Here is a 15,626-nt window from a genome sequence, read left to right on the forward strand (position 1 = left end):
CCCCCTTGGAGAACACTTTTGGACAGTGCGATGAACTGGTCGGCCCACGAACTGACGATGACGGTCTTGATGACGCCCGATATGGCCAATTTTTCCGGTAACGTGCACGGTGGCACCATCCTGAAATACCTCGACAGCGTCGCCTACGCCTGCGCCAGCCGCTATTCGGGTAGCTATGTGGTGACCCTGTCCGTGGACCAGGTGATGTTCTTGCAGCCTATCCACGTGGGCGAGTTGGTGACGTTCCTCGCCTCGATTAATTACACGGGCACGACCTCGATGGAAGTGGGCATCCGCGTGGTGACGGAAAACATCCAGCAGCGCCTGGTGCGCCATGCCAACAGCTGCTATTTCACGATGGTAGCCGTGGACGCCAATCGCAAGCCGGTGGCCGTGCCGCCGCTGGTGCTGGAAACGCCGGAGCAGCAGCTGCGCTTTGAGCAAGCCAAGCTGCGCAAGCTGTCGCGCCAGAGGGTGTCGAAGAAATAAGGGCGGCGGGCATAAAAAAACGGCCACCAGAGTGATCTGGTGGCCGTTCTTTATTGCGTGCCGCCTACTGGCGGCATGGCGCCGTGATTAACGGTCGCCGTAGCTGCGGCGTGCGCCGTCGGTGCTGCGCGGGTTGGAACCCTTGTAGCCGCCGCCGGTGCTAGGTGCGCCATCTTTGCGTGGTGCGCCTGGCTTGCTGAACGTGCGTTGCGCTGGCTTCGCGCCGCCACGGTTGTCGCCTGGTTTCCAGCCGCCTGGACGGGCGCTCGAGCGTGGTGCCGACGCCGTTTTCTTAGGTTCGAAACCTTCGATGACATTGACCGGGATCAATTGCTTGGTGAAGCGCTCGATACGCTTGACGTTCATGCCTTCAGCGTGGTTTACCAGCGAGATGGCCAGGCCATTGCGGCCAGCGCGGCCGGTACGGCCGATGCGGTGGACGTAGTCTTCCGGGAATTTCGGCAGATCGTAGTTGAACACGTGGGTGATCGTCGGTACGTCGATACCGCGGGCGGCAACGTCGGTGGCGACCAGCACTTTGACCTGGCCGCGACGCATGCCGTCCAGGGTGCGGTTGCGTGCGCCCTGATGCATGTCGCCGTGCAAGGCGGCAGCGGAGAAGCCGGCGATGTTCAGACGGTCAGCGATGGTGTCTGCGTCACGCTTGGTGGCGGTGAACACAACAGCCTGGTCCAGCGTTTCGTCGCGCAGCAGGTGGTCCAGCAGGCGATTCTTGTGCGACAGATCGTCGACGAAGTGGACGCGCTGGGTGATGTTTTCATGCTTGTTCGACGAACCGGCGATCTGGATGACCAGCGGGTTTTTCGTGATGCGGCGGGCCATGTTGCCAACCACGCCGTCCAGCGTTGCCGAGAACAGCATGGTTTGACGGCCTTCTGGCGTCGCTTCCACGATTTTTTCGATGTCATCGATGAAACCCATGTCCAGCATGCGGTCGGCTTCGTCCAGCACCAGGATTTCCAGTTGCGAGAAGTCGATTTTGCCCGAATCCATGTGGTCGATCAGACGGCCTGGGGTGGCGACCAGAATCTCTGGATTCTTGGCCAGCAATTGCATCTGTTTAGGGTAAGGCATGCCACCCAGAATCGACACGGCCTTGATGCGGCGGATGCCGGTGCTGTACTTGTCGGTGTTGGTGGTCACTTGCAGGGCCAGTTCGCGCGTTGGCGTCAGGACCAGCATTTTTGGCTGGGCAGCCTTGAAGCGTGGACGCTCGCCGCGGGCGCGCGATGCTTGCATTTCCTGGTTCGGCGTCTTGCCGGCGGCGCTTTGTTCGGCGCTGGCCAGTTTGTGCAACGACGGCAGCATGAAAGCTGCGGTCTTGCCCGAACCGGTCTGCGACGAGACCAGCAGGTCACGGCCTTCGATCGCGGCTGGAATCGCTTGCGACTGTACCGCGGTTGGCGCGGTGTAGCCCGATTCGGTCAGAGCGGCGATGATGGACGGATGCAGGCCTAAGGATTCAAATGTCATTCTTTTCTTTCGTAAAAATCAGCGTTCTTGCAAAAAGCAGAACGCAAAATAGCAACGCCAACCAAAACGAAATGACTCAACTAGAAAGAAATTTCGGCACAAAAGCTTTGCGCCGGGACGGTGTCAGGTGCGACACACAAGGCGGGAGGGCTTTATAAGCGGCATCCTGTGGATGCGCTAAGGCTTGCGAAGCTGCTAAGTTTGTAGTGCGATTACTGCCGTGTTGCCATCGCTTCAAGGGAACATATTGCAGCGCACAACGACACTATACCGTATTTGCCGCCGTTTTGCACGGTCTAAATGGGAGGAAACGAAAGTCCTACCACGTTTTGAACATGTTTCCTATGTGAAATCAGTAGGAATACGTAGTTTTCCATCAGTCAGGCAAACATGGCGGGGGTGGCGACGCCGGCGGGCAGCGGCGGCGCTGCCTTCCCACGCGCCAGCCCTGGCTTTCCGCGTGGCGCAGTGCCGCCCGGATGTCTTTCTAGGGTTGCGAGGCCGGCAGCATGCGATGCCGCCAATATCGGCCATCACCATATCAATCTGCTTCGGGATTGACCGCCATCACTTGCGAAAAGCCGCCATCGACGTAGGTAATCTCGCCCGTGATGCCCGAGGCCAGGTCGGACAGCAGAAAGGCGGCCGTGTTGCCCACTTCTTCGATGGTGACGTTGCGGCGCAGCGGGGCGTGCTCGGCCACGAAGCCCAGGAGTTTGCTGAAATCCTTGATGCCGGAAGCGGCCAGGGTCTTGATGGGGCCGGCGGAGATGCCGTTGGCGCGGATGCCGCGCGGACCCAGCGATTCGGCCAGGTAGCGCACGGACGCTTCCAGTGACGCCTTGGCCAGGCCCATGGTGTTGTAATAGGGTACGGCGCGCGCGGCGCCCAGGTAGGTCAGGGTCAGCACCGAGGCGCCCGGATGCAGCAGGGGGAGCGCGGCCTTGGCCATGGCAGGGAAGCTGTAGGCGGAAATATCGTGTGCGATGCGGAAGCTGTCGCGCGACAGGCCGTCGAGGAAGTCGCCGGCAATCGCCTCGCGCGGGGCAAAACCGATGGCATGCACCAGGCCGTCCAATTGATCCCAGTGGTGCGCCAGGTCGCTGAAGACGGCGCTGATCTGTTCATCGCTGGAAACGTCGCAGTCGAACACCAGTTCGCTACCGAATTCCGCCGCAAATTCCGTGATGCGTTCCTTGAAGCGCTCGCCCACATAGGTGAAGGCGAGGGTGGCGCCTTCACGGTGGCAAGCCTTGGCGATGCCGTAGGCGATGGAGCGGTTGGACAGCAGGCCCGTGATGAGGATTTTTTTGCCTTGCAAGAAAGCCATGACGACTCCTGTCTGGGTGGGTGGGGCGGATGTACCACCGGCCGCGACAGCAAAGCTGTGGCGGCCGGTGGCGTGTTTCCTGTACGAATCAGACGTAGCGCAGTTTAATGGCGGGCCTTGGCGCGGTGATTGCCGCCGCCGCGCTGGATGCGTGGTTTTACCAGGGAAATTGGCGCGGCCTGCACCTTGCCGCCCTTGGCGACGCGGCGCAGTGCCTTGGCGGCCCGTTCCGGCCGGTCCGCTTCCAGCAGCATGGTGGCGCTGTCGGCAATTTCCTGGGTGATGTCCTTGTTCATCGTGGCCGAAGTCTTCGGCACGAGGATGGTGGATCCGGCGCGCAGGCTGGTGCGCTGGGGAATGTTGTTGGCCTGGCGCAGCACGTCGGCCGTGGTGCCGAATTTCGACGCCAGGGTTTCGATGCGTTCGCGCGCATTGGTGATCTTGTGCGTGGTCCAGCTCGACAAGGCATGGCCCCATTGCGCCAGATTGGTGGTGAACTTGGCGGCGTTTTCCTGCGGCAGCAGAATCTTGGTCTTTTCGCCGCCGATGATGACAGGGCGGTTAAATTGCGGATTCAAGGCCTTGAATTCATCCATCGACAGTTCGGCCAGCTGGGCGGCGACGGTGATGTCGATGTCGCTGGTCTTGTCGATGGCCGTGAAGTAGGGCTGGTTGTCGACCACGGGCAGGGTCAGGCCGAACTGGGCCGGATTGGCGATGATGTTTTTCACCGCTTGCAGCTTGGGTACGTAGTTGCGCGTTTCGGCCGGCATCAGGTCGGCCAGGCTTTCGAAATCGGTCGGCTTGCCCAGCGCCTGGTTTTTCTTGATGGCGCGCTGCACCGAACCTTCGCCCCAGTTGTAGGCGGCCAGCGCCAGTTGCCAGTCGCCAAACATGTCATACAGGCGCTGCAGATACGTCAGGGCCGCATCGGTCGAGGCCAGTACGCCGCGGCGCTCGTCCTTGAACATGTTTTGCTTGAGGTTGAAATCACGCCCGGTGGCGGGCACGAATTGCCACATGCCGGCCGCATTGGCGCTGGAGAATGCCTGCGGGTTGAAGGCGGATTCGATGAATGGCAGCAAGGCCAGTTCCGTCGGCATGCCGCGCTTTTCCAGCTCCTGCACCACGTGGAAGATGTAGCGCGAGGCGCGCGCCGTGGTGCGGGCGATGTAGTCGGGGCGGGTGGCGTACCAGTTGACGTGGTTGGCCACCAGTTGGTTGTTGATGTCGGGAATCGCATAGCCGCTGCGGATGCGGCCCCAGACGTCGGCTTCGCGCAGGGGATCGGAATTGTCGCTGAGATTTTTCAGCAGACGGTCGGTCTTTTGCAGGCGGTTGTCGAGGGTGGGGAGTTTCGCCGTGACCTGGGCGGTCATCGGGATCAGGGCCGGTGCGGTGGCGGCGGCGACTGGCGCGTTATCGCTCTCAACACCGGCTTCGTACGCCTGGCTGAGGGCGGGCGCAAGCGCCAAGGCCAACGCCGCCAGGACGGTAGATTTAAAGGAGTTTTCGTGCATAGTGTTCCATTGTTGTCGTCGGAGAAACATCGGACAGACCCATGATCAAGCTGCGAGTGTACGTATATCCACATGCTGGAGTCAAGAATTATGTCAGCATGATGACAGGAAATAAGCGGCAATAAGTGGGAAACGACTGAGTTTCCATTCGCAAATGCTGTCATTATTGCAAATTTAATTTGCCCGATGCGTGATTCGGCCGCTGTTATAGCATACATGGCGGGGAGGTTGGCGCAAGCCTGGCAGTCGTCCGGTATGAGACTGAGCAAAGAGTGCGTACAATTTGGCTTTGGCCGGCCATTCGGCTGCCAGCCGCCATATTGATAGAGAGTCATGCATATGAACACCCCGCCGCGCCACGACGACGACAACGCCGTCATCATCGCCAATACTGTTGCCTGGCTGGAAAAGGCCGTGATCGGCCTGAACCTGTGCCCTTTCGCCAAGGCCGTGCACGTCAAGAAGCAGATTCGCTATGTGGTGTGCGAATCGAGCAATCCGGAAGATTTGCTGGCCATGCTGATGGACGAGCTGCAAACCCTGGCCGACACGGACCCCGAGCAGATCGACACGACCTTGCTGATCCATCCGTACACACTGAATGATTTTCTCGACTACAACGAGTTTCTTGATGTGGCCGACGCGGCCGTGGAAGACATGCACCTGGCCGGCGAGCTTCAAGTAGCCAGTTTCCACCCGAATTACCAGTTTGCCGAGACATTCGAGGATGACATCAGCAATTACACCAACCGCTCGCCCTACCCAACCCTGCACCTGCTACGCGAAGACAGCATCGAGCGCGCCGTCGAAGCCTTTCCGGAAGCGTCGGAGATTTTTGACAAGAATATCGCCACCCTGGAAGCGCTAGGCGTCGAAGGCTGGGAAAAGCTCGGCTTGCCGAAGGTGTCCTGATGGGTGACAAGGAATTGCCGCCGCGTCCAGACACGCCCTGCGTGGCCGTGTGTTCGACGACCTTCGATGAAATCTGCCGCGGCTGTGGCCGCAGTGTAGTGGAAGTGGCCCACTGGGTATCGATGACGGATGAAGAGAAGGAAGTGGTGTGGGTGCGGATTCTTTCTCAAGGTTATCCGCGCCGGAATACTTAGGTAAGCCAGCAGCAATTGCTGGGGTCAGACCCCCTGGACTGCCGGGGTCAGACCCCCAAGGCCGCTAACGCAGAGCTCAGCGCCAGCGTCCGCGAGGGTCTGACCCCAGATCTTTCAGCGTCAACGATCAATAGCTGCCGATAAAGTCTTTTTTACCGACTTCGATGCCATTGTGGCGCAGGATGTCGTACGCCGTCGTCGCGTGGAAGAAGAAGTGCGGCAGCGCGTAGTGGAACAAATACGTCTGGCCCGTGAAGTGCTTGGTCTTTTCGCCGCTACCGGTGGTGATGGCGCGCGTTTCGCTGCCGTCGATGTCCGCTTGCGGCAGGCTTTCCAGGAAGGCGATGGTTTTCACGATGCGCGCCTTCAACTCTGCAAAGCTCTGTTCGCTGTCTTCATACGGTGGCACGGCCACGCCGGCCAGGCGCGCGCCACAGCCCTTGGCGAAGTCGGTGGCGATCTGGATCTGGCGCACGAACGGCAGCATGTCCGGGAACAAACGGAATTGCAGCAAGGCGTTCGGATCGATTTTCTTGTCTTGCGCGTGCGTTTCCGCCTTGTCCAGGATGGCGGCCAGGCTGCCCAGGATCTGTTTGAAGACGGGGATGGAAGCGGAGTAGATGGAGAAGGTCATGGTGGTTCCTCGAGGTAAAGTGGCGCGATGATAGCAAGCCGCGCGTTTTTCTGCTGGCGCTTGCCCGGCGCGCCAGCCTTCGTGTGGTTTTTCAGCCCTGTCTATATGGCATGACGTCGCCATTGGCACGTGTTTATTGGTGACTTTTCCCGCTTTTTCCATGCATAATTGCTCCTGAAAAAGTTTTCCCCCGCCATATCACCCGAATTCCCCTGTAAAAAGTTCCATGATCGCCTGCCTGATCCCTGTTGCTCTGTTGCCGCATGTTTAATTCGCCCTATCAGCGCCTGCGCGCCAGCCTGCGCGTGCTGTACGGCTCGTCGATCTATGGCGCCCTGCTGGTGGTGGTGTTCGGCGGCCTGGTCGTGCCGGCCATCTTCGGCAGCTATCTGCTGGTCGGCGTGCATGAGCGCCAGTCGGCGCGCACCAGTCTGAACGAAGCCTTGCAGCGCAATGCCGACATCCTGGCGCTGGGCATGCAGGAGTCGCTGTGGAACATGAATGCGGAATCGGCCCATTCACTGGTCGAGTCGGTGATGCGCGACCGCTCCGTGCTGCTGGTGAAAGTGCTGGGGCAGGGCGACACGGAATTCATCAGCCTGCAGGCACCGCAGCGGCCCGTGGGCAATCTGTACCGTGCCGAGCGCGACATCCTCGTGCGCGGCGAACGCATCGGGCACGTCGTCGTCGAGATGGACGATGCGCGCAGCCAGCAGGAGCTGCGCGAAAAGCAGATGTCCTATATTTTCGTGCTGGGCGCACAGCTGGCCGTGTCGATGGCGCTGATCGTGCTGTTCCTGAACCGCCGCCTGTTGAAACCCCTGCGCCGCCTGACGCGCTTTTCCGACCGCCTGTCGCACGGCGATTTTGACACGCCCCTGGCCTCGCACAGCAACGACGAACTGGGGCGCCTGACGGCCCAGCTCGAGCAAATGCGTGCCGCCATCCGCCAGTTGTTCGAGGATGTGGGCCAGCGCGAAGAGCGTTTCCGCACCATTGTCACGCAGGTGCCGGGCGCCGTCTTCCGCTACCGGCCCGACGGCCCCATCGATTTCGTCAGCGATGCCATCGAAGACATCGCCGGCTATTCGGCGCGCCAGTTCATGCGCGGCACCACGCACGCCTGGGCCGATCTGATCTGCCCGGAAGACCGCCGCGAGCACCGCCGCGCCGTGCGCCAGGCGGTGCTTGAGGTGCGGCCGTATGCGCTGGAATACCGCATCATCGACGCCTTCGGCATCGAGCGCTGGGTGGCCGAGAATGGCCAGCCGCAGGCGGGCGAGCAGGGCGTCACCTGGGTCGACGGCATCATTGCGGACATCAGCCAGCGCAAGCACCACGAGATGCGCATCGAGGCGCTGCTGACGGAGCAAAGCGCCATCCTCGACAACGTGATGTTCGGCGTGATGTTCGTGCGCCACCGCCGCATCATTTCCGTCAACCGCCGCTGCGAGGAGCTGTTCGGCTACGGTCACGCCGAAATGACGGGCAGTTCAACCGCCATCGTGTTCATGACGTCGTATGACTTCGAAGAGGCGGGCGAGCGCCAGTATCCGGCGCTGGCGATGGGCGGCGATTTCAGCGAGGAGCGCCAGTACAAGCGCCGCGACGGCAGCCTGTTCTGGGCGCTGGTCAGCGGCTGTGCGCTCGACCCCCTGCGCCCCAACGAAGGCAGCATCTGGGTGTACGCCGATATCACGGCGCGCAAGGAAGCGGAAGAAAAGCTGCGCCTGTCGGCCACCGTGCTGGAACACATCGCCGATGGCGTGATGGTGGTCGACGCCGAGGGCATCATTGTCACTGTCAATCCCGCCTTTACGCAGATCACGGGCTACAGCGAAGCGGAGGCGTTGGGCCGGCACTCATCGCTGAACCGCTCGGCGCGCCACGACGCGGCGTTTTACCAGGCCATGTGGAGCGAGTTGAAGGCCAGCGGTTTCTGGCGCGGCGAAATCTGGCACCAGCGCAAGAACGGTGAAATCTACCTGGAGTGGCTGACCATCAGCGCCGTGCGCGACACGCGCGCCGTCACCACCCATTACGTGGGCGTGTTCAGTGACATCACGCTGATCAAGGAGTCGCAGGAAAAGCTCGACCACATGGCGCACCACGACCCGTTGACGGCGCTGCCGAACCGGCTGCTGTTCCACGACCGCCTGCAGCACGCCCTGTTGCGTGCCGCGCGCGAGCAGGAGCAGCTGGCCGTGCTGTTCATCGACCTGGACCGTTTCAAGAACGTCAACGATACCCTGGGCCACCATGTGGGCGACGAATTGCTGCAAAAGGTGGCCGGCCAGCTGGCTGCCCGCTTGCGCGAGGGCGATACCCTGGCGCGTCTGGGTGGCGATGAATTCATCGTGCTGCTCGAATGCATCGACGGCGAGTACGGCGCCACGCAGGTGGCGGAAAAGCTGATGACCATGTTCGACCAGCCGTTCACGGTGGCTGACCACGAATTGTTCGTCACCTGCAGCGTGGGCATCAGCCTGTATCCGGACGATGCGCTGGACTTGAACATGTTGATCCGCAATGCCGACGTGGCCATGTACCAGGCCAAGGCGCGCGGGCGCAATGGCTACCGTTTCTATGCGCCGTCGATGACGGGCGAGGGCGTCGAGCGGCTGCGCCTGGAAACCTTTTTGCGCCGCTCGCTGGAAAAGAACGAGATGTTCCTCAATTACCAGCCGCAGGTGGAAATTGATACGGGCCGCCTGGTCGGCGTGGAGGCGCTGGTGCGCTGGAACCACCCGGAACTGGGCCTGGTGCCGCCGGCACGCTTCATCCCGCTGGCCGAGGACAGCGGTTTCATCAACCAGCTGGGCAAATGGGTGCTCGACGAGGCGTGCCGCCAGATGATGCGCTGGCAGGCGCAGGGCTTGCGGGTGCCGAAGATGGCCGTGAACCTGTCCGTCAAGCAGTTCGAGCGGGGCAGCATCGCCGGCATGGTGGCCGATATTTTGCAGGAAACGGGCCTGGAGCCGCAGCGCCTGCAGCTGGAAGTGACGGAATCGGTGATCATGAATACGGGCGATGCGCTTGGTTTCATCAACGATTTGCATGCCATCGGCGTGGGACTGGCCATCGACGACTTCGGCACCGGCTATTCCTCGCTCGCGTATCTGAAACAGTTGCCCGTGCAAACCCTGAAGATCGACCGCTCTTTCATCAAGGATATCTCGACGGACGTGAACGACGAAGCGATTGCGATTGCCATCATCCAGCTGGGCAAGAGCATGCACTTGTCGGTGATCGCCGAGGGTGTGGAGACGGAAGAGCAGGCCGCCTTCCTGCTGCGCCATGGCTGCAAGCTGGCGCAAGGTTATTTTTATAGCCGCCCGGTGCTGGCGCAGGATATGCTAGAGCGCTGGATCGATCAATCACCACCATAAAGGATAGCCCATGGCCGCACAATCCTCCCCGTCGCGCCGCCGTTTCCTGCTAGGAGGCCTGGGCCTCGGCGTGGCCGGCGTGGGCGCCCTGGTGCTGGGCTGGGGCGTGCTGCCGCCGCGCCAGCGCCTGAACGGCAGCGCGCCGCTGCCGCTCCAGGATGGCGCCGTGGCCCTGAACGGCTGGCTCGCCATAGGTGGGGACGGCATGGTGATCCTGGCCATGCCGCGCAGCGAGATGGGACAGGGCGTGCATACGGCCTTGCCCATGCTGGTGGCCGAGGAACTCGACGTGCCTTTGAGCAGCGTCAAGCTGATCCAGGCGCCCATGGATAAAATCTTTGGCAATGTCGCCATGCTCAAGGATAGCCTGCCTTTCCACCCGGACGACCAGGGCCGCCTCAAGGCGCTGGCGCAATGGACGGTGGCCAAGGCCGCGCGCGAGCTGGGCGTGATCGTCACGGGCGGTTCGTCCAGCGTGAAGGATGGCTGGGCTCCCATGCGCGAAGCGGGAGCGTCCGCGCGTGCCATGCTGGTGGGCGCCGCCGCCGCGCAGTGGCAAGTGCCGGCCGCGCAATGCCGCACGCAGGATGGCGCCGTGATCCACCCGGACGGCCGGCGCGCCAGCTACGCCAGCCTGGCGCAGCGCGCCGCCAGCGTAGCCCCGGGCACGCCCGTGCTGAAACTGCCCAGGGATTTCAAGCTGATCGGCCAGCCAGCGCCGCGCCGCGACACGCCTTCCAAAGTGAATGGCAGCGCACGTTTCGGCATCGATGCGCGCCCGCCCGGCATGCTGTACGCGGCCCTGCATTTGCCGCCGCGCCTGGGCGACACCCTCGCCGCGTTCGATGCGGCACCCATCCTGACCATGCCCGGCGTCAAAAAGGTGCTGGACTTGACGCCGCACCTGGCGCAGCGCAGTGCCTCTTGCGTCGCCGTGGTGGCCGATACCTGGTGGCGCGCCAGGCAGGCCGCCGCCGCCTTGCCGATGCAGTGGAAGGCCGGTGCCCAAGCGGGCCTGTCCAGCGCCGGCGTCTACGCGGAGTTTGCCCGCCGCTTGGACACGGAAGCTGGCCATGCCTACCACGCCAGCGGCGAGGTCGAGGGCAAGGGCTTGCAGGGTTTGCGCAGCGTCAAGGCCGAGTACCGCGCGCCGTTCCTCGCGCACGCTGCCATGGAACCCGTCAACTGTACCGCGCAGGTCAAGGATGGCAAGGTGATGCTGTGGGTCTCGACGCAGGCGCCCGGCATCGCCGTTGACGTGGCGGCGAAGGTGGCTGGCGTCGACGCGAAGGATGTGACGATCGAGGTGCTGCTGCTCGGTGGCGGTTTTGGCCGCCGCCTGGAGGTGGATATGGTGGCGCAAGCCGTGGCCATCGCGCTGCAGTGCGATGGTGCACCCGTGCAGCTGGTGTGGACGCGCGAACAGGATACACAGCACGATATGTACCGTCCCGCCGCGCTGGCCCGTTTTTCGGCACGCCTCGACGAGCATGGCCGCATCGCCTCCTGGGATAATAAATCCGTCAGCGGTTCCATTACGCACCAGTTTCTGCAACGCAACTTCGGCTTGCCCGGCGCGGGGCCTGACAAGACCACGGCAGAAGGCGAATTCGACATGCCGTATGAAATCGCCAACCAGCGCATCGCCCACGTGATCGCCGACAGTGCCGTGCCGATAGGCTACTGGCGCTCGGTGGGGCATTCGCACAATGCGTTCTTCAAGGAAAGTTTTATCGATGAGCTGGCGCATGCGGCCGGACAGGACAGTATTGCTTTCCGCCGCGCCATGCTATCGAAACATCCGCGCCACCTGGCCGTGCTCGACGCGGCAGTTGCCAAGGCGGGCAGTGCGCCGCCCGGCCATGCGCATGGCGTGGCCTTGCACCAGTCGTTTGGCAGCATCGTCGCGCAGGTGGCGCAAGTGTCCGTGGAAAATGGCGAAATCCGCGTGCAGCGCGTGGTGTGCGCCATCGATTGCGGCATTGCCGTCAATCCGAACATCATCGCCCAGCAGATGGAGTCGGCCGTGCTATTCGGCCTGTCGGCGGCGCTGGGTGGCGAGATTACCTTCAAGGATGGCAAAGTCGAGCAGGGCAATTTCCACGACTATCCCGTGCTGCGCATGGGCCAGGCACCCGAAGTGGAAACCATCATCATCGCCAGCGCCGAACATCCCGAAGGCGTGGGCGAACCCGGTACGCCGCCGATCGCGCCGGCCGTGGCCAATGCCGTGTTCAGTTTGACGGGGAAACGGCTGCGCAGCCTGCCGCTGCGGCTGGCCTGATGTTTATTGTGCCAGGGTGGCGGCCAGCATGTTGCGCAAATTGCAGTCGCGCTGCCAGTCGCGCCGCTCCTGTGTGCTGCTGGCCAGCGCTGCCAGTTCGTCCCCGCTGAGCGCCTGCTGCACCTGCACCATGCGGTGCGCCAGGCCGCCGTCGGGCAGCACCGTGCCGAAGAAGGCCACATTGTTCTCGCGCTGGATCAGCAGGGTGGGGAAGTTGTCGATGTCGAGGTCGCCCACCACATCGGCCTGGTCTTCGATGTCGATCCAGACGAAGACGGTGTCCGGGTGGCGCGCGGCCAGTTCCTCGAACGTGGCGCGGTAAGTGCCGCAGGTGCCGCACCACAGCGCGCACAGGCAGGCCACCGTCCAGCGTGGGCCGGCCAGGGCTGCCGCGACATCGGCGCGGTTATCGGTCGTGAGGGTCAGGCTGTGCATGGCTGTGTCTAGTTAGTCGTCTGATGGGCGCGGGGCGCCCGATGCGCGTATTCTACCGCGCCCGACCGCGGCAGTCCCGGGAAAGCATGGCCTTGTTTAACGGTGTTTTTTGATGCAATACACCTTTCTGGTGGATAATGCTGGTAATTGCGCGCTGATTACGCTGGTCCATGCTGTTTCCTGGCCCCGCAGCCTGACTCCTCCAGTCTGTTTTCATGCCCTGCCCGGTGTCAGCGCAGCCCCGCCTTTGTTTATTTTTATTATGGAATTAGCCAGCTTATGTTGAGTTACCGCCACGCCTTTCACGCGGGTAATCACGCCGATGTGTTGAAGCATTATGTGCAGATTCAGTTATTGCAATATCTGAATCAAAAAGATACCGCCTATAGTTATATCGATACCCACTCCGGCGCGGGCGTGTATGCGCTCGACGGTGGTTATGCTTCGAAAAATGCCGAGTACGAAACGGGCATCGCGCCCCTGTGGGATCGCACGGACTTGCCCGCTTCGCTGGCCGAGTACATGAAGCTGATCAAGGAAATGAATCCGAGCGGCAAGATGCGCTACTACCCGGGGTCGCCGTACTGCGCCGACAAGGTCAGCCGCGAGCAAGACCGTCTGCGCCTGTTCGAGCTGCATCCTGCCGATGCAAAGATTCTGGCTGACAACTTCCGCAAGGTCGAGGCGCATGCGCTGGCCCAGGGCGAGCGTCCTACCGTGCGCGGCAAGCGCGTGCTCATCACCAAGGCCGACGGCTTCCAGAGCCTGAAAGCCCTGCTGCCGCCGCCATCGCGCCGCGCGCTGGTGCTGATCGACCCGCCGTATGAAGACAAGATGGATTACCGCAAGGTCAAGGATACCCTGGCAGACGCCCTCGTGCGCTTCCCGTCGGGCATCTACGCTGTCTGGTATCCGGTGCTGCAGCGCATGGAATCGCGCCAGTTCGCCGACAAGCTCAAGCAACTGCCCAGCTCGGACTGGCTGCACGTGACTCTGACGGTCAACACGCCGTCGCCGGACGGTTTCGGCTTGCACAGCAGCGGCATGTTCATTTTGAACCCGCCGTACACGCTGGAGCCGATGTTGCGCGAAGTCATGCCGTATCTGGTCAAGGTGCTGGGCCGCGACGATGGTGCCAAGTTCGTGTTGGAAACAGGTAAGGGCGGCCAGAAAAACACGGGCACACGCCGAGTCTGAGGACACCTGGCCAAACCTACTGCGCGTCGGTATAGGCGGCCTGCGATGCTCACCGTACTAGAGTACGGTTGCGCTTCTTAGCCACCTCTCCCTTCCGCTCGCGACGGTTTTGTCAGGTGTCGTAACTATCGTAGTTGAGCAAAGTAAAACGCCACGGCAAATATGTTCGTGGCGTTTGTCGTTTACTGTCCCAACAACAGGAATACGGTCGGTTTCTTGTGGAAGTCCGGAGCCTTGCCGGCGGCCAATTGTTTCTTCCACTGCCCGCCATTCCACGTTTGCACGCTTTCCGTGTCCAGGCTCAGGTCGGTGGCGACGCAGATCAGTGTCGAAGGTGCGCATTGCGCCACCAGCGCTTCGAGCATGGCGGCATTGCGGTACGGCGTTTCGATGAACAGTTGGGTCTGCTTTTCCATGCGCGAACGCAGTTCCAGTTCCTTGATGCGTTTGGCGCGCAGGGCCGCATCGGTGGGCAGGTAGCCGTTGAAGGCGAAGCTCTGGCCGTTCAAGCCGCTGGCCATCACGGCCAGCAGGATCGACGACGGGCCTACCAGCGGGCGCACTTTAATGCCGTGCTGATGCGCCAGGCGCACCAGGTCGGCGCCCGGGTCGGCCACGGCGGGCACGCCCGCTTCCGACACCAGGCCCGCATCGCGTCCCGCCAGCAGCGGCGCCAGCAAGCCGGCCAGCGCTTGCGCCGGGGTATTCACGTTCAGTTCGGAAATCGTAATTTCCTGCAAGGGCTTGGCCAGCGGATGCTGGTTGCCGATCAATTTCAGGAAGGCGCGCGCCGTCTTGGCGTTTTCCGCAACGAAATAATCGAGTTGCGAAGTGATTTGCCGCACCTGCTCGGGAATGATGTGGGCCAGCGGGTCGGCCGGGCTGTCGGACAGGCCGAGGTGGTTGGGAATCAGGTACAGGGTGCCGGTCATATTGTTAGCTTTGTATTGGCCGGGGTCAGTCCCTCCGGGATCGCAGTGCGCTCCACTGGAACACACTGCCCCGTCGGGTCTGGCCCCAGGGTGATTAAAATGTAAAAAACGTCACGCCAGCGCGGCGCAGCATGCCCGTCAGGGCGATCAGCGGCAGGCCGGTGAGGGCAGTAGGGTCGACACTGTCGATACGTTCGAGCAGGGCGATGCCCAGGCCCTCGTTCTTGGCGCTGCCGGCGCAATCATATGGCTGCTCGATGCGCAGGTAGGCGTCCAGTTCGGCATCGGGCAAGTCGCGCACGGTGACGAGGGTCTGGATATCTTCCACTTGCGCCACGGCGGGCGACTGGCGCCCGTCGAGCAGGCACAGCGCCGTGTGGAACACGGTCTGGCGCCCGCGCATGGTTTGCAGCTGCAGCAGGGCATTGCCGTGATTGCCCGGCTTGCCGATTTGCGCACCATCCAGGGTGGCGACCTGGTCGGAGCCGATGACGAGGCTGCCAGGGTGGCGGTCGAGTACGGCCTGCGCCTTGGCCTGGGCCAGGCGCAGGGCTGTGGCGCTGGGGCTTTCGCCTGACAGGGGGCTTTCGTCGAGATCGGGCACGGCGACCTCGAAAGGCAGGCGCAGGCGTTGCAGCAATTCCTTGCGGTAGGTCGAACTCGATGCAAGAATCAAGCGCAATGGGGCGGAAGTTGGTATCATTCGGTAGTGGATGGCGGCCGGCATGGCCGCACTGGTCGATGTCAGTGGAATTTCACGCAAATTCCAGGGCGCAGAGCCCCTAACTGAGGCCCCATGCGGCATGACGGTGTTGA

Annotated in this window: 13 protein-coding genes; 6 read left to right on the top strand and 7 right to left on the bottom strand. The window is 62.2% G+C overall.

The features are described from left to right. Positions 1–30 precede the first annotated feature (30 nt). Positions 31–489: an acyl-CoA thioesterase gene (locus ACQ4WZ_RS04390; RefSeq protein WP_101481985.1), complete on the top strand. Its 459-nt coding sequence runs from the start codon at positions 31–33 to the stop codon at positions 487–489. An 87-nt stretch (positions 490–576) separates the two neighbouring features. Here ACQ4WZ_RS04390 and ACQ4WZ_RS04395 read toward each other — a convergent pair whose 3' ends face one another. The 3 genes from ACQ4WZ_RS04395 to ACQ4WZ_RS04405 all read right to left on the bottom strand — a co-directional run bounded on the left by ACQ4WZ_RS04395 (position 577) and on the right by ACQ4WZ_RS04405 (position 4,833). Continuing rightward, a complete protein-coding gene (locus tag ACQ4WZ_RS04395; RefSeq protein ID WP_101481984.1) occupies positions 577–1,983 on the bottom strand; it encodes a DEAD/DEAH box helicase in 1,407 nt (468 codons plus the stop codon). Positions 1,984–2,524: 541 nt separating this feature from the next. Then, on the bottom strand, positions 2,525–3,313 hold the full coding sequence (fabI, locus tag ACQ4WZ_RS04400) for an enoyl-ACP reductase FabI (protein ID WP_101481983.1): 789 nt from the start codon (positions 3,311–3,313) through the stop codon (positions 2,525–2,527). Positions 3,314–3,417: 104 nt separating this feature from the next. Then, entirely contained in the window at positions 3,418–4,833 is a 1,416-nt protein-coding gene (locus ACQ4WZ_RS04405) for a transglycosylase SLT domain-containing protein (RefSeq protein WP_101481982.1), read from the bottom strand. A gap of 333 nt (positions 4,834–5,166) precedes the next feature. On the opposite strand from ACQ4WZ_RS04405, the gene ACQ4WZ_RS04410 reads away from it, so the two are divergent. Next, a complete protein-coding gene (locus ACQ4WZ_RS04410) occupies positions 5,167–5,745 on the top strand; it encodes a DUF1415 domain-containing protein (RefSeq protein WP_373917852.1) in 579 nt (192 codons plus the stop codon). Further along, entirely contained in the window at positions 5,745–5,939 is a 195-nt protein-coding gene (locus ACQ4WZ_RS04415; protein ID WP_133990271.1) for a DUF1289 domain-containing protein, read from the top strand. Before ACQ4WZ_RS04410 ends, ACQ4WZ_RS04415 begins: the two co-directional genes overlap by 1 nt. Before the next feature lie 127 nt (positions 5,940–6,066). Here ACQ4WZ_RS04415 and ACQ4WZ_RS04420 read toward each other — a convergent pair whose 3' ends face one another. Next, entirely contained in the window at positions 6,067–6,573 is a 507-nt protein-coding gene (locus tag ACQ4WZ_RS04420; protein WP_034779265.1) for a DUF1993 domain-containing protein, read from the bottom strand. A 263-nt stretch (positions 6,574–6,836) separates the two neighbouring features. On the opposite strand from ACQ4WZ_RS04420, the gene ACQ4WZ_RS04425 reads away from it, so the two are divergent. Next, positions 6,837–9,962: a bifunctional diguanylate cyclase/phosphodiesterase gene (locus ACQ4WZ_RS04425; RefSeq protein WP_133990273.1), complete on the top strand. Its 3,126-nt coding sequence runs from the start codon at positions 6,837–6,839 to the stop codon at positions 9,960–9,962. A 10-nt stretch (positions 9,963–9,972) separates the two neighbouring features. Then, on the top strand, positions 9,973–12,246 hold the full coding sequence (locus tag ACQ4WZ_RS04430) for a xanthine dehydrogenase family protein molybdopterin-binding subunit (RefSeq protein ID WP_180338496.1): 2,274 nt from the start codon (positions 9,973–9,975) through the stop codon (positions 12,244–12,246). A gap of 3 nt (positions 12,247–12,249) precedes the next feature. Here the strand turns inward: ACQ4WZ_RS04430 and ACQ4WZ_RS04435 are convergent, their stop codons facing one another. Further along, positions 12,250–12,681: a thioredoxin family protein gene (locus tag ACQ4WZ_RS04435; protein ID WP_436572657.1), complete on the bottom strand. Its 432-nt coding sequence runs from the start codon at positions 12,679–12,681 to the stop codon at positions 12,250–12,252. A gap of 279 nt (positions 12,682–12,960) precedes the next feature. Between ACQ4WZ_RS04435 and ACQ4WZ_RS04440 the strand changes: the two genes are divergently transcribed. Next, a complete protein-coding gene (locus ACQ4WZ_RS04440; RefSeq protein ID WP_101481977.1) occupies positions 12,961–13,878 on the top strand; it encodes a 23S rRNA (adenine(2030)-N(6))-methyltransferase RlmJ in 918 nt (305 codons plus the stop codon). A gap of 182 nt (positions 13,879–14,060) precedes the next feature. On the opposite strand, the gene ACQ4WZ_RS04445 is transcribed toward ACQ4WZ_RS04440, so the two are convergent. Further along, positions 14,061–14,810, bottom strand: a complete 750-nt coding sequence (locus ACQ4WZ_RS04445) for an SAM-dependent methyltransferase (protein WP_101481976.1) — start codon at positions 14,808–14,810, stop codon at positions 14,061–14,063. A gap of 94 nt (positions 14,811–14,904) precedes the next feature. Continuing rightward, entirely contained in the window at positions 14,905–15,513 is a 609-nt protein-coding gene (locus ACQ4WZ_RS04450) for a Maf-like protein (protein ID WP_436572658.1), read from the bottom strand. Positions 15,514–15,626: the final 113 nt, after the last annotated feature.

The organism is Janthinobacterium darwini (assembly GCF_051380905.1).
In the GTDB taxonomy this organism is placed as follows: Bacteria; Pseudomonadota; Gammaproteobacteria; order Burkholderiales; family Burkholderiaceae_D; genus Janthinobacterium.